Origin of the sequence: Sphingomonas sp. S-NIH.Pt3_0716, from assembly GCF_003950715.1 — a bacterium.
GTDB lineage: Bacteria > Pseudomonadota > Alphaproteobacteria > Sphingomonadales > Sphingomonadaceae > Sphingobium > Sphingobium yanoikuyae_A.
Genome location: NZ_QLJK01000013.1, coordinates 1 through 13,578, shown reverse-complemented (window position 1 = coordinate 13,578; position 13,578 = coordinate 1). Strand labels below are relative to the sequence as shown.

Annotated in this window: 11 protein-coding genes; 9 read left to right on the top strand and 2 right to left on the bottom strand. The window is 66.5% G+C overall.

From position 1 onward, the window contains the following. Nucleotide 1 precedes the first annotated feature (1 nt). From glgB to BRX37_RS12085, 5 genes are all read left to right on the top strand, one after another. Nucleotides 2-2,176, top strand: coding sequence for a 1,4-alpha-glucan branching protein GlgB (gene glgB / locus BRX37_RS12105; protein ID WP_125987248.1), 2,175 nt, complete (start codon nucleotides 2-4; stop codon nucleotides 2,174-2,176). A 48-nt stretch (nucleotides 2,177-2,224) separates the two neighbouring features. Beyond that, on the top strand, nucleotides 2,225-3,484 hold the full coding sequence (glgC, locus tag BRX37_RS12100; protein WP_125987246.1) for a glucose-1-phosphate adenylyltransferase: 1,260 nt from the start codon (nucleotides 2,225-2,227) through the stop codon (nucleotides 3,482-3,484). 8 nt (nucleotides 3,485-3,492) lie between these two features. Further along, the gene (gene glgA / locus BRX37_RS12095; RefSeq protein ID WP_125987244.1) at nucleotides 3,493-4,944 is read left to right on the top strand and encodes a glycogen synthase GlgA; all 1,452 of its coding nucleotides are present in this window, start codon (nucleotides 3,493-3,495) and stop codon (nucleotides 4,942-4,944) included. Beyond that, nucleotides 4,941-6,845, top strand: a complete 1,905-nt coding sequence (glgX, locus tag BRX37_RS12090; protein WP_125987242.1) for a glycogen debranching protein GlgX — start codon at nucleotides 4,941-4,943, stop codon at nucleotides 6,843-6,845. Before glgA ends, glgX begins: the two co-directional genes overlap by 4 nt. Before the next feature lie 96 nt (nucleotides 6,846-6,941). Continuing rightward, on the top strand, nucleotides 6,942-7,574 hold the full coding sequence (locus BRX37_RS12085; protein WP_125987240.1) for a PaaI family thioesterase: 633 nt from the start codon (nucleotides 6,942-6,944) through the stop codon (nucleotides 7,572-7,574). 121 nt (nucleotides 7,575-7,695) lie between these two features. Here the strand turns inward: BRX37_RS12085 and BRX37_RS12080 are convergent, their stop codons facing one another. Then, complete coding sequence (locus BRX37_RS12080) at nucleotides 7,696-8,760, bottom strand: Gfo/Idh/MocA family protein (protein ID WP_125987238.1); 1,065 nt, start codon at nucleotides 8,758-8,760, stop codon at nucleotides 7,696-7,698. Nucleotides 8,761-8,780: 20 nt separating this feature from the next. Further along, nucleotides 8,781-9,290 (bottom strand): VOC family protein, encoded by a 510-nt coding sequence (locus tag BRX37_RS12075; protein ID WP_125987236.1) that lies wholly within the window; start codon nucleotides 9,288-9,290, stop codon nucleotides 8,781-8,783. 113 nt (nucleotides 9,291-9,403) lie between these two features. Between BRX37_RS12075 and BRX37_RS12070 the strand changes: the two genes are divergently transcribed. The 4 genes from BRX37_RS12070 to BRX37_RS12055 all read left to right on the top strand — a co-directional run bounded on the left by BRX37_RS12070 (nucleotide 9,404) and on the right by BRX37_RS12055 (nucleotide 13,433). Next, nucleotides 9,404-10,429: an oxidoreductase gene (locus tag BRX37_RS12070; RefSeq protein ID WP_125987234.1), complete on the top strand. Its 1,026-nt coding sequence runs from the start codon at nucleotides 9,404-9,406 to the stop codon at nucleotides 10,427-10,429. A gap of 88 nt (nucleotides 10,430-10,517) precedes the next feature. Beyond that, complete coding sequence (locus tag BRX37_RS12065; protein ID WP_125987232.1) at nucleotides 10,518-11,039, top strand: sigma-70 family RNA polymerase sigma factor; 522 nt, start codon at nucleotides 10,518-10,520, stop codon at nucleotides 11,037-11,039. Between the two features lie 3 nt (nucleotides 11,040-11,042). Further along, nucleotides 11,043-11,807, top strand: coding sequence for an anti-sigma factor family protein (locus BRX37_RS12060; protein WP_125987230.1), 765 nt, complete (start codon nucleotides 11,043-11,045; stop codon nucleotides 11,805-11,807). Continuing rightward, nucleotides 11,808-13,433 (top strand): FAD-dependent oxidoreductase, encoded by a 1,626-nt coding sequence (locus BRX37_RS12055; protein ID WP_125987228.1) that lies wholly within the window; start codon nucleotides 11,808-11,810, stop codon nucleotides 13,431-13,433. It abuts the gene before it with no gap. Nucleotides 13,434-13,578 lie beyond the last annotated feature (145 nt).

The following is a 13,578-nucleotide window of genomic DNA, read 5'->3' as shown; positions in this document are numbered from 1 at the left end:
CGTGCTGACGCCGGAGCAGATCGACCGGCTGGTCGAAGGGCGGGATGCCGATCCCTTCGCGACGCTTGGCGTGCATCCGGCCGATCCTGACAGCGGCAAGACCGGCTTTACGGCCTGCGTGCTGTTGCCCGATGCCGTCAGCGTCAGCGCGCAGACGCTGGATGGCAAGCCGGTCGGCGAACTGGCGCTGATCCACCCGGCCGGGCTGTTCGAGGGCAAGGTCAAGATCCGCAAGCGCCAGCCGCTGCGCTATGAAGCGCAATATGCCGATGGCGGCCGCTATGCGACGATCGACCCCTATGGCTTTGGCCCGGTGCTGGGGCCGATGGACGATTATTATTTCGCCGAAGGATCGCACAAACGCCTGTTCGAGAAGCTGGGCGCGCATCCGATGGAGCATGAAGGGATCGCCGGCACCCATTTCGCGGTCTGGGCCCCCAATGCCCGGCGCGTGTCGGTGGTCGGCGACTTCAACCGCTGGGACGGGCGGCGCGCGGCGATGCGGCACCGGCAGGATGCGGGCGTATGGGAAATCTTCCTGCCCGAAGTCGGCATCGGCCAGCCCTATAAGTTCGAGATTGTCGGGCCGGACGGCGTGGTGCTGCCGCTCAAGGCCGATCCCTTCGCCTTCCGGTCGGAGCTGCGCCCGTCGACCGCGTCGATCGTCAACGGTCCGCCGGCGCATAAATGGGGCGATGCGGATCACCGAGACCATTGGCAGAAGGCGGATGCGCGGCGGCAGCCCATCTCCATCTACGAAGTGCATGCCGGGTCATGGCAGCGCGACGAAAATGGCGATTTCCTGCACTGGGACGCGCTGGCCGAGCGGCTGATCCCTTATGTCGTCGGCATGGGATTTACCCATATCGAGTTCCTGCCGATCAGCGAATTTCCCTATGATCCAAGCTGGGGCTACCAGACGCTGGGCCTTTATGCGCCGACTGCGCGCTTTGGCGATCCGGCGGGCTTTGCGCGTTTCGTCGATGGCGCGCACCGCGCGGGGATCGGCGTCCTCCTCGATTGGGTGCCGGCGCATTTCCCGACCGACGAACATGGCCTGGCCCGGTTCGACGGCACCGCGCTCTACGAACATGCCGATCCGCGCAAGGGGTTCCAGCCGGACTGGAACACGGCGATCTACAATTTCGGCCGGCGCGAAGTGGCGGAATATCTGACCAACAATGCGCTCTTCTGGGCCGAGCGCTATCATGTCGACGGGCTGCGGGTCGATGCGGTCGCGTCGATGCTCTACCTCGATTATTCGCGAAAGCCCGGCGAATGGATCCCCAACGACCATGGCGGGCGGGAGAATGTGGAGGCGGTCGCCTTCCTCCAGGGGATGAACAAGGCGCTCTATGCGGATTCTCCCGGCGTGATGACGATCGCCGAGGAATCGACCAGCTGGCCGCAGGTGTCGGCGCCGGTGCATCAGGGTGGCCTTGGCTTCGGTTTCAAATGGAATATGGGTTTCATGCACGACACGCTGCGCTATCTGGCGCGCGAGCCGGTGCATCGGCAGCATCATCATGACGACATCACCTTCGGCCTGCTCTATGCCTTCAGCGAGAATTTCGTGCTGGCGCTGAGCCATGACGAGGTGGTGCATGGCAAATCGTCGCTGCTGCACAAGATGGCGGGCGACGACTGGCAGAAATTCGCGACGCTGCGGGCTTATTATGCCTTCATGTGGGGCTATCCCGGCAAGAAGCTGCTGTTCATGGGCCAGGAATTCGCCCAGCGCGCCGAGTGGAGCGAGCAGCGGGCGCTCGACTGGAACCTGGTCGATCATGCGCCCCATCAGGGCGTGCAGATGCTGGTTGGCGACCTCAACCGTCTCTATCGCTCGCGCCCGGCGTTGCATGCGCGCGATTGCGAGGCGGAAGGGTTTGAATGGGTGCTGGTCGATGGCGCGGCGGACAGCGTCTTTGCCTGGCAACGGCGGGCGCCGGGCCACAAGCCGATCGTCGTCATCAGCCATTTCACGCCGGTGCTGCGCCATGGCTATCGCATGCGTCTGCCCGTGGGTGGTCGCTGGCGCGAGATACTCAATAGCGATGCGTGCGAATATGGCGGCAGCGGCGCCGGCAATATGGGCGTGGTCGAGGCCGATGAGAGCGGATGGGCGAACATAACCATCCCGCCCTTCGGAACCTTGATGCTGGAACTGGACTATTGATACCGAGGAACGCGTGCAGGCGGTCGCGGGCATGAGAGAGGAGCCCTAATGCAACAACGCAATCAGCCGATCGCGCGCGACGCCATGGCCTATGTGCTGGCCGGCGGACGCGGCAGTCGCCTTGCCGAGCTGACCGACCGGCGGGCCAAGCCGGCGGTGCATTTCGGCGGCAAGGCGCGGATCATCGACTTTGCGCTGTCCAATGCGCTCAACAGCGGTATCCGCCGCATCGGCGTGGCGACCCAGTATAAGGCCCATTCGCTGATCCGGCATTTGCAGCGCGGCTGGAACTTCCTGCGGCCCGAGCGGAACGAGAGCTTCGACATATTGCCCGCCAGCCAGCGTATTTCCGAAAGCCAATGGTATGAGGGGACGGCCGACGCCGTGTTCCAGAATATCGACATCATCGAAAGCTATGCGCCGGAATATATGGTCATCCTGGCCGGCGATCATGTCTACAAGATGGACTATGAGCTGATGCTGCAGCAGCATGTCGACAGTGGCGCGGATGTCACCGTCGGCTGTCTGGAGGTGCCGCGGATGGAGGCGGTCGGCTTTGGCGTGATGCATGTCGACGAGGCGGACGTGATCACCGCCTTTGTCGAAAAGCCCAAGGATCCGCCCGCCATTCCCGGCCAGCCCGACATGGCGCTGGCATCGATGGGCATTTATGTCTTCCGCACCCGCTTCCTGATCGAGCAATTGTTGCGCGATGCCGACGACAAGAACAGCAAGCGCGATTTCGGCGGCGACATCATCCCTTATATCGTCAAGCACGGGAAGGCGGTGGCGCATCGCTTCTCTAGCAGTTGCGTGCGGGCGGAAAGCGAGCTGGTGCCCTATTGGCGCGATGTCGGCACGATCGACGCCTATTGGCAGGCCAATATCGACCTGACCGACGTGGTGCCGAGCCTGGACCTTTACGACCGCAGCTGGCCGCTCTGGACCTATTCGGAGGTCACGCCGCCGGCCAAGTTCGTCCATAATGAGGATGGCCGGCGTGGATCGGCGACCAGTTCGTTGGTGGCGGGCGGCTGCATCGTGTCGGGCTCCTCGCTGCATCGCAGCCTGCTTTTTTCCGAGGTGCGCACCCACAGCTTCTCGTCCATTACAGAGAGCGTCATCATGCCCAATTGCGTGATCGGGCGGGGCGCGCGGCTGCACAAATGCGTGGTCGATTCCGGGATCAGCATCCCGCCGGGCCTGATCATCGGCGAAGACCCAGCCTTTGACGCGCAGCATTTCCGTCGCACCGACAGCGGCATATGCCTGGTGACGCAGCCGATGATCGATCGGCTGGTGGCCTGAAACGAAGGATGATGATGAAGCTTCTGTCGGTTGCGTCCGAAATCTATCCGCTGATCAAGACCGGGGGGCTGGCCGATGTCGTCGGCGCGCTACCCGGCGCGCTGGCCGGCCATGATGTCGAGACCCGGACCTTGGTGCCGGGTTATCCTTCGGTCCTGTCGAAGCTGGGCAAGGCCAAGGCGGTGCGTCGCTACGACAAGCTGTTCGGCGCTCCGGCGACGGTGCTGGCGGGCAAGGTCGGCGACCTCGACCTGCTGGTGCTGGACGCACCCGATTTCTACGCGCGCGAAGGCGGGCCCTATGGCGACCATGGCGGCAATGACTGGGGCGATAATTGGCGGCGCTTTGCCGCGTTGGCGCGGGTCGGCGCGGATATTGCGGCGGAAGGCGTGAAGGGCTGGATGCCCGATATCGTCCATGTCCATGACTGGCAGGCGGCGATGACGGCGGCCTATATGCGCTTTGGCCCGGCCCATGCCGTGCCGCGCGTCGTCACCATCCATAACCTGGCCTTTCAGGGGCGGTTCGGGCCGGAGATATTTGCCCAGCTGGGCCTGCCGGCCGAAGCCTGGGGCATGGATGGCGTCGAATATTATGGCGGCACCGGCTTCCTGAAGGCGGGGCTGGTGTCGGCCGATGCGATCACCACGGTCAGCCCGACCTATGCCGAGGAAATCCGCTCGCCGGTTCATGGCATGGGGCTGGATGGGCTGATCAACGGGCGCAGCGACAAGCTGCATGGTATATTGAACGGCGTCGATACCGACATCTGGAACCCGGCCGAGGATGAACTGATCGCGCGGCGCTACAGCGCGCGTGCGCTGAGCGGCCGAAGCGCCAACCGGCGGGCGCTGGAAAAGCGCTTCGGCCTGCAGCGTGACGATGCGCCGATATTCGTCATCATCAGCCGCCTGACCTGGCAGAAGGGCATGGACCTGATGATGAACGCGATCGACCATCTGGTCGGGCTGGGCGCGAAACTGGCGGTGCTGGGGTCGGGCGATCACGCGCTGGAGGGCGGCTTCCTGGCGGCGGCGGACCGGCATCGCGGCCGCGTGGGCGTGCAGATCGGCTATGACGAGCCGCTGTCGCATCTGTTGCAGGCGGGCGGCGACGCGATCCTGATCCCGTCACGCTTCGAACCGTGCGGCCTGACCCAGCTTTATGGCCTGCGCTATGGCTGCGTGCCGGTAGTGGCGCGGGTCGGCGGCCTGGCCGATACGGTGATCGACGCCAATGAGGCGGCGGTGAGTGCGGGCGTGGCGACCGGCATCCTGTTCGCCGGCGACGATCCGCTGGCGCTGCATGGTGCGATCGCGCGGTCGGTGCGCCTGCATGGCGAGCCGGAAGCCTGGCAGGCGATGCAGCGCGCGGGGATGCGCGCCGATTTCAGCTGGACCCACAGCGCGGCGCGCTATGCGGCCCTCTATCGCAGCCTGCTGGGGCGCGAAGCCGCATGAGCGCGGGCGGGTTCGGGCCGGTGATCGATGCCGGCGGAACCCGCTTTGCCGTCTGGGCGCCGGAGGCGACGCAGCTCTGGCTCTGTCTGTTCGACGCCGACGACCGGGAAAGCCGCCTGCCGATGGCGCAGGGAGATGAGGGCGTCTGGCAGGTTCATGCGCCGGGCGTCGGCGCCGGTGCCCGCTATGGCCTGCGCGCCGACGGCCCATATGATCCCGATAGCGGCCTGTGGTTCGACCCCGACAAGCTGCTGCTCGATCCCTATGCGCCGGCGATCGACCGGGCCTTCGTCCATGACCCGATGCTGGCCGCACCGCGCGGGCAGGGGGAGGATACGGCCACACTGATGCCCAAAGGGGTGGTCGCCGCGCCGTTGCCAGCCGTCGCTTCGGCGGCGCCGCGCTTCCAGCCGGGTGGGCTCATCTACGAATTGCAGGTGCGCAGCTTCTCGCTGTTGCATCCCGACATTCCCGAAGCGCAGCGCGGCACGATCGCCGCGCTCGCCCATCCGGTGGTGATCGATCATCTCCAGAAGCTGGGCGTTGGCGCGGTCGAGCTGATGCCGATCAACGCGTGGATCGATGAGCGGCATTTGCCGCCGCTCGGCCTGCGCAATGCCTGGGGCTATAATCCGGTCAGCTATTTCGCGCTCGATCCGCGACTGGCGCCCGGCGGGCTTGCCGAATTGCGCGATACGGTCGCGGCGCTGCACGATGCGGGGATCGGCGTGATCATGGACATGGTCTATAATCATGACGGCGAAAGCGACAGCTTGGGGCCGACCTTGTCGCTGCGCGGCCTCAATGCCCGCGCCTATTTCCGGCACCAGGCGGACGGGCGGCTGATCAACGATACCGGCACCGGCAACAGCGTGGATTGCAACCAGCCGATGGTGCGCCGGATGATCCTGGAATCGCTGCGCCATTTCGTGGTGCAGGCGGGGATTGATGGTTTCCGTTTCGATCTGGCGCCGGCGCTGGGGCGGCTTGCGGACGGGTTCGATCCTGATGCGCCACTGCTGGCGGAGATGCGCGCCGACCCGATACTGGGCGACCGCATTCTGATCGCCGAGCCATGGGATATCGGTCCGGGGGGCTATCAACTGGGCCGGTTCGGGCCGCCCTGGCTGGAATGGAATGACCGCTATCGCGACGATATGCGGCGTTTCTGGCGGGGAGACGCCGGCACGATTGGTGCCTTTGCCACGCGGCTGGCGGGATCGTCGGACCTGTTTGAGGGCATCACCCGCAGCGTCAATTTCCTCGCCGCCCATGACGGCTTCACTTTGGCCGACTGCACTGCCTATGCGGACAAGCATAACCTCGCCAATGGCGAGGACAATCGCGATGGCCATGGCGAGAATTTCAGCTGGAACAATGGCGTGGAGGGGGTGAGCGACGATCCGGCGGTGAATGCGGCGCGGCGGCGCGACATCAAGGCGCTGCTTTCGACCCTCTTCTGCTCGCGCGGCACGATCATGCTGACGGCGGGCGACGAGTTCGGGCGCAGCCAGATGGGCAATAATAATGCCTATGCGCAGGATAATGGCATCAGCTGGATCGAGTGGGACGCGCGCGACCGGGAGATCGAGGCCCATGCCTTTGTGCTGGGGCAATGGCGGCGGAATTGTGCCGAGCTAACCGACGTGGCGCTGCTGGGCGAGGGCGATGTCGTCTGGCTGGACGAGGGCGGGCAGCCGCTGACCGTTGCCCAATGGGAAGACCCCGCGCGGCGGCGGCTGGTGCTGCATTTCCGGGCGTCGGGCCTCAGCCTGTGCATCAATGGCGCGGAGGAGGATTTTCTTTTCGAGACGCCTGGCGGTCCCCTGATGGTGCCGGGGCGCAGCGTGATGCCGCAACGCCGTAGCGTTATCCCGGAAGGTGCGGCCGCGCCCGATTGATGCGCGGCGATCCAGCCGCCATCCTGCCCGCCGATCGGGGGCTTCCTTCGCCCGCCAAAGCATGGCTAAGCAGGGGCAAAGGGAGCAGGACGACAGATGACGGAAGCAGGATCGGCGGCAGGACCGGGAGCGGACGAGGAACGGGATCTGCTGGGCGGGCGCTGGCTGACGGGCGATACGCCCTATGGCGCGATGATCGACCGGTTGCGCGATTTCCTGGATCATGTCGCGGCGGCCAAGCTGGACGACGCTACGGCGCAGGCGCTGGACGCGGACCTGGCCACCTGGACGCAGCGGCTGACGCCGATGGTGGCGGACGAGGCGCATCGCATGTTCGGCCGGGTGCGCGATGCGCCGGGTCATGGCCAGGTGTTCGCGCCGGCCTTCATCCCCGATCAGATGGGCGATGATTCGCTCCATGCCCGCGTCACCTTTGGCGCCTTCCATCTGGGCGCCAATTATGCCGCTCATGGCGGGGCGGTGGCTTTGCTGTTCGACGAGATATTGGGGCTGCCGGCGAACATGAGCGCGCAGCGCATGGCGCGCACCGCCTATCTGCATGTCAATTATCGCGCCATCACGCCGATCGACAAGGAATTGCAGGTCAGCGCCTGGGTCACCAAGGTCGAGGGGCGCAAGCGTTTCGTGCGGGGCGAACTGCGTGACGGCGACATAGTGTGCGCCGACGCCGAGGGGCTGTTCATCGAATTGCTGCCGCATCAGCAATAAGGCGGGAACCATCGTGGCACTGGCCCGTTCTGTTGCATGAGGCCGCCGCACTTCCCCCCGCTCGGGCGGTCTCGCAGATCGGGCCCGTCGACATCCCCCCGTCGACGGGCCTTCTCTCTTTTCAGGACATTGTAACGAGCGCGCCATCCTGCGCGGCGGACTGGCGGATTGCGTCGAGCATCGCCATGGCCGCGACGCCATCATGGAAGGTCGGGACCGGGACGCCATCGGGTATCGGCCGCCCTTCGACGCCGGCGCGCAAGGCTTCGCACAGGCGGATGAAGGGGGCGAGTTCGAACAGCATCGCCGCCTTGCGCGGATCGTCGGCTTCGATCGGCGGCAGGTGGAGGTCGGCATCGACCGGCAGGTCGCGCACGCCATCGCGGTCGGCGATCTTGACCACCCCCTTGTCGACCCAGAGCGTGCCATGGGTGCCGGCGACGCGGCTCACATTCTCGGACGGCCCCCAGACGCCGGCGCTGTGCTGGAGAATGCCCTGGGCGCCATTCTTCATGCGGAAGCGGACGATATAGCTGTCCTCCGCCGCGTCGGCCGGGCGGTCCGACACGGTGGGCAGGGTGGCGCTGAGGCTGTCGACCTCGCCCAGCCAGACGCGCAACTGGTCGACCAGATGCGAGCCATGGGCGCCGAGCCAGCCGCCGCCGGCGCCGGCATCGAACCACCAGCGCGGCATGCGGGCGGCGGGATCGGCGACGATCGGCAGGACGCTGGACAGCGTGACATAGCGCGGATCGCCGATCAGCCCGTTGGCGATGGCGCGGCCGATCATCGCGCGATCGGGCGCCCAGCGAAACTCGTTGCCGATCAGGTGCGTGACGCCCGCCTGTTCCGCCGCCGCCAGCATCGCGCGGGCCTCGGCCAGGTCGGCGGCCATCGGCTTTTCGCAGAGGATGTGGCAGCCCCGTTCGATCGCGGTCAGGGCAAGCGCGGCATGGCTGGCGGGGGGCGTGGCGATCGTTACCGCAACGGCGCCGGTGCGGTCGATCGCTTCGCCCAGATCCGTGAAGATGTCAGCGATGTTGACAGCATCGGCGCGGCGGCGGGTGCGGTCCGGATCGGTGCCGATGAGGCCCGCCACCTCGAACCCGGCAGCGCGCAGGGCGGGAACATGAATGCGGCAGCCAAAGCCGGTGCCGACGACGATCGCGCGGGGGGCAGGGGGCATGGTTGGTCCTTTCGGGCGGGTCAGGTGGCGGGAACGGCGGCGAAAAAGTCGATCCCGGCCTGGGTCGGGAAAATATATTCGAGATAATGGCCAAGCTCCGGCGCATCGACGAAGCAACTGTCCATGAAACCCGGATTATGGCTGACATGGGGGACGGGCAGGCCGTCGGCTTGCGCGCGGGCGAGCAGGGCCTGCCACTGCGCGGCGTCGTGGATCAGGTAGCCCAGATGATGATGGCGCATCTGGAAAACATCGCCGGGGGCGAGCCGGTCCATGTAGATGGCCGATCCCGGCCCGGAGGCGGTGAGCAGTTCGTACATGACCGGACCGACCCAGGCCAGTTCCACGCGGATCTGGCCGCCGGCCGCCAGCGGTCCTTCGAGCCGGCGAAAGGCGCCTATGCCATAGCGGTCAGCCAGGATCGCCTGTGCCCGGTCGATATCGTTGGTCGCATAGGCGATCTGGAAATGGTCGGCGCGCAGTACGCCCGATGCCGGGTCGACAAGCGGCGATGGTCGGCGCAACAACATGGGCGCTATCCTCTCGGCATGATCCCGTTCGCGGGATTCGGCATGAAGATAGTATATGCTATCTTTGTGGGGCAAGGCGCGTGCGCCCTGATCCGCCCCGGCGATATGGGACGATGATGATGCAGGAAATCGGCGTGGGCCTGATCGGCTATGGGCTTGGCGGGCGGGCCTTCCACGCGCCCTATGTGATGGCGACGCCGGGCATGGCGCTGCGCGCGGTGGTCTCGCGCGATCCGGCCAAGGTCCATGCCGGCCTGCCGGGCATGCAGGTGGTGCCCGATGTCGATGCGCTGCTGACATTGCCGGGGATCGATCTGGTGATCGTGTGCAGCCCGGACGAGCTGCATGCCGACCATGCGATCGCCGCGCTGCGGGCGGGCAAGCATGTGCTGGTGGACAAGCCCTTTGCCACCACGCTGGCCGATGCGCGCCGGGTGGCGGCCGAGGCAGAGGGGGCCGGGCGATTGCTCGCTGTGTTCCAGAACCGGCGCTGGGACGCCGATTTCCGCACCTTGCGCCGGCTGATCGCCGAGGGGCGGTTGGGCGAGATCATCCAGTTCGAAAGCCATTTCGACCGTTGGCGACCGATCCCGGCGACGAGCTGGAAGGATGCGCGGGCGGCGGGCATCTGGCAGGATCTGGGGCCGCATCTGGTCGACCAGGCGCTGTGCCTGTTCGGCAAGCCCGAAGGGGTGAGCGCGGACATTACCGCTCTGCGCGAGGGGGCAGCCTCGCCCGACTATTTCCATGTGACGCTGCGCTATCCGCGCCATCGCGTGCTGCTGCATGCGACCAAGCAGGCGGCGGCGCATGGGTTGCGCTTCGTCGTGCATGGCACGGGCGGCAGCTGGATCAAGAATGGGACCGACGGGCAGGAAGCGGCGACAGTCGCCGGGCAGCGGCCCGAGGGGACGGACTGGGGCGTCGATCCGCAGCCGGGCCATCTGACCGATGCGACGGGCGATACCCACATGGTTATGAATGAACGTGGCGATTACCGGCTGTTCTGGCAGGCGCTGGCCGATGCGATCCGGGGCGAGGGCGCCAATCCGGTGCCGGCGGACGAGGCGATCGCGGTGATGGAAATATTGGAAGCGGGCCTGCGCAGCAGCGCGGAAAGGCGCGAAATCCGGCCCTGACCTCCGATCGGGGAAAGCCCCGATACATGGTCTGGAAATAATTTGGTAGCAAAGGGGATTAAAGCCGCCACTGAGGCGTAAGTGACGTATGAAACCCACGTCGCCCAAGGTCGTCGACCTGCTGCCCGCGCTGATGCGCTACGCCCGTCGACTGACCGGCAATGAAAGCGATGCCGAAGACCTGGTCCAGGATGCGCTGGTGCGCGCCTATGCCAATGCCGACAGCTATCAGCGCGGCCGGCCACTGCGCGTCTGGCTGTTTTCCATTTTGCACAATGTCTTCGTCAGCGGCACCCGCCGGGCGGCCGTGCGCGAACGGTTCCGTGCCGACGCCGTGGCGCAGGCCGAGCCGGTAGCGGCGCCGGCGCAGGAGCAGATGGTGCGGCTGCACCAGATCGAGGCGGCGCTGAGCGCCTTGCCGGAGGAGCAGCAGACCGTGCTGCATCTCGTCGCGGTCGAGGGGCTTTCCTATCAGGATGCGGCCGACGCGATCGGCATTCCCATCGGCACGCTGATTTCGCGGCTGTCCCGCGCCCGCGCGAAGCTGCGCGCGCTGGAGGAGGGGGCGTCCGCCGTGCGCCCCGGCCATCTGCGCATCGTGAGGGATTGAGCCATGGCGGAACTCACCATCACCGAATGCGAACTGCATGCCTATGTCGACGACCAGCTCGACGCCATGGGGCGGCTGGAAGTGGCCGATTATCTGGTGCGCAATCCCGATGTCGCCGCGCGTGTGTTGGCCGATCTGTCGGTGCGCGACGCAATGCGGGCGCTGGCGGAGCGCGATGATCAGCCGGTGCCGCAACGCCTGCATGACAGCGCCCGCAAGGTGGAAGGCGCGCTGCACCGTAGCCGCCTGTTTCGCCGGTTGAGCGGCGGGCTAGCGATGGCGGCGGGCATCGTTGCCGCCGTGGCGCTGGGCGTGGGCAAGCTGAACATGGGCGTGGCGCCGACGGCGCAGGCGATGCCGGTGTTCATCGAGGAGGCCTTGATGTCGCACAAGACCGCGCTGGTGCGGTCGCACATGAAGTCGCAGCCCGAAATCCCGCATTTCGACCCGGCCGATGTCCGGTCCGCCACCCATATCAACGTGCCGGTGCTGCCGGCGGGTTGGCGGCTGCTGGATGTGCAACTGTTCCCGTCCGACTATGGGCCGAGCCTGCAACTGGTGATCGATGCAGGCGAAAAGGCACCGGTGTCGCTGTTCGCGGCGCGGGCCGTCACCGGCCTGCCGGAAACGCCGCGCACCCAGGTCGTCGACGGCGAGACCATCGCCTACTGGGCCCGCAAGGGCACCGTCTATGTGCTGACCGGCGTGGAATCCCAGGATTTCCTGCAGAAGCACGCGGCCGATCTGGCCAATAATCAGGACGCATGAATGAGCATTGATCTCTCGCAACAGACCGGCGCGCTGCGCCGGCGGGCAGATGTCTGCGTCATCGGCGCGGGCGCGGCCGGCATCACCACCGCGCGCCGGCTGCTGGCGGCCGGGCATCAGGTGCTGCTGCTGGAAAGCGGCGGGCTGGATTATGAGCGGGAAACCGCCGACCTCAACGCCGGCAAGAATGTCGGCCAGACCTATTATGAGCTGGACGATGCACGGCTGCGCTTCTTTGGCGGCACGACGGCGATCTGGGGCGGGCGCTGTGCTACGTTGGACCCGATCGACCTCCAGCGCCGCGACTGGGTGGCGGGATCAGGCTGGCCGCTGTCCTGGGACGAACTGCAGGATTATTATGGCCAGGCGCGCGGCATATTCGAGATTGGCGACGAGCCGGCGAGCGCGGAGGCGCTGAGCGCCCATGGCGTACCGCTGCCGGGGTTCGACCGGTCGGAACTGCACATGCCGGTGTGGAATTTCGATCCGCGTTTCAACCGCTTCACCTTCGACGCGTGCCAGGATTTGCGCGATCATCCGCGTTGCGAGATCATCACCCATGCCAGCGTCACGCGGATCGTGACCAGGGATGGCGCGATCAGCCGGATCGAGGCGAAGGCGCTGGCCGGCGCGCATCTGCATGTCGAGGCGCGCGCCTTCGTGCTGGCGGCGGGCGGGATCGAGAATGCCCGGCTGCTGCTGGCATCGAACATCGGCAATGAGCGCGACCAGGTCGGCCGCAACTTCATGGAACATCCCCATGCGCGCGGCGGGCGGATCGTCGATGCCAGGGCCTGGCCGCTGCTCAAGGCGTTCGGCCGGCGGCACCGGATCGGCGGGCATGACATGGCGGCGCTCATCACGCCGTCTGCCGATCTGCAGCAGCGCGAGGGGCTGCTCAACAGTTCGCTGACCATCGTCGGGCGGCAACCGGCGCGGGCGTCGCAATTCTGGGGCATGCGGGCCTATGGCTCGCTCAAGCACGACATGTCGCCGACGCGCAGTGGCCGGCGGATGTGGATGATGACCAAGAAGGCGGCGACATGGGCCCAGCGCCATGTCGATCCGTTGCGCCCCTGGCTGCTGCACAAGGCGGGCAAGCTGGAGATCGCGCTGCTGGTGCGGGCCGAACAGGCGCCCAATCCCGACAGCCGGGTGCTGCTGACGAAGGAGCGCGACGCGCTGGGCGTGCCGCGCGTGGCGCTGGACTGGCGGCTGTCGGCGATCGACAAGCATAGCGTGACGGGACTGGTCGATGGTCTGGGCCGTGAACTCCAGCGGCTGGGCATGGGCCGGGTCGAGCGGGCCGATTGGCTGGACGAGCCGGGCGAATTGTGGCGCAACGATCCGCTCATCTCTTCCCACGCGATCGGTGGCTATCATCATATGGGCACGACCCGCATGGCGACCGATCCGCGCCAGGGCGTGGTCGATGCCGATGGCCGGGTGCATGGCCAGGCCAATCTCTATGTCGTGGGGTCTTCGACCTTCCCGACATCGAGCTGGGCCAATCCGACCCTGACCATCGCTGCGCTGGCGCTGCGCACGGCGGATCGGCTGTCGGTCGCCCTCAACCGGCCAGTGGCGCAGCCGGTGCGGGTGCCGGGACTGGCGAAGGCGTCGTAGCGCGCGCTTTGAGGTTCGTCGAATGGCGGCGATGGTGGTTTCCTACCAATCCCCTCCCGTAAACGGGAGGGGTAGCGAGACTTACGCGCGCAGCGCGTTAGTCGCAGCGGGGTGGGCTTTCGCGACGCCCAGCCCACCCCCTAAC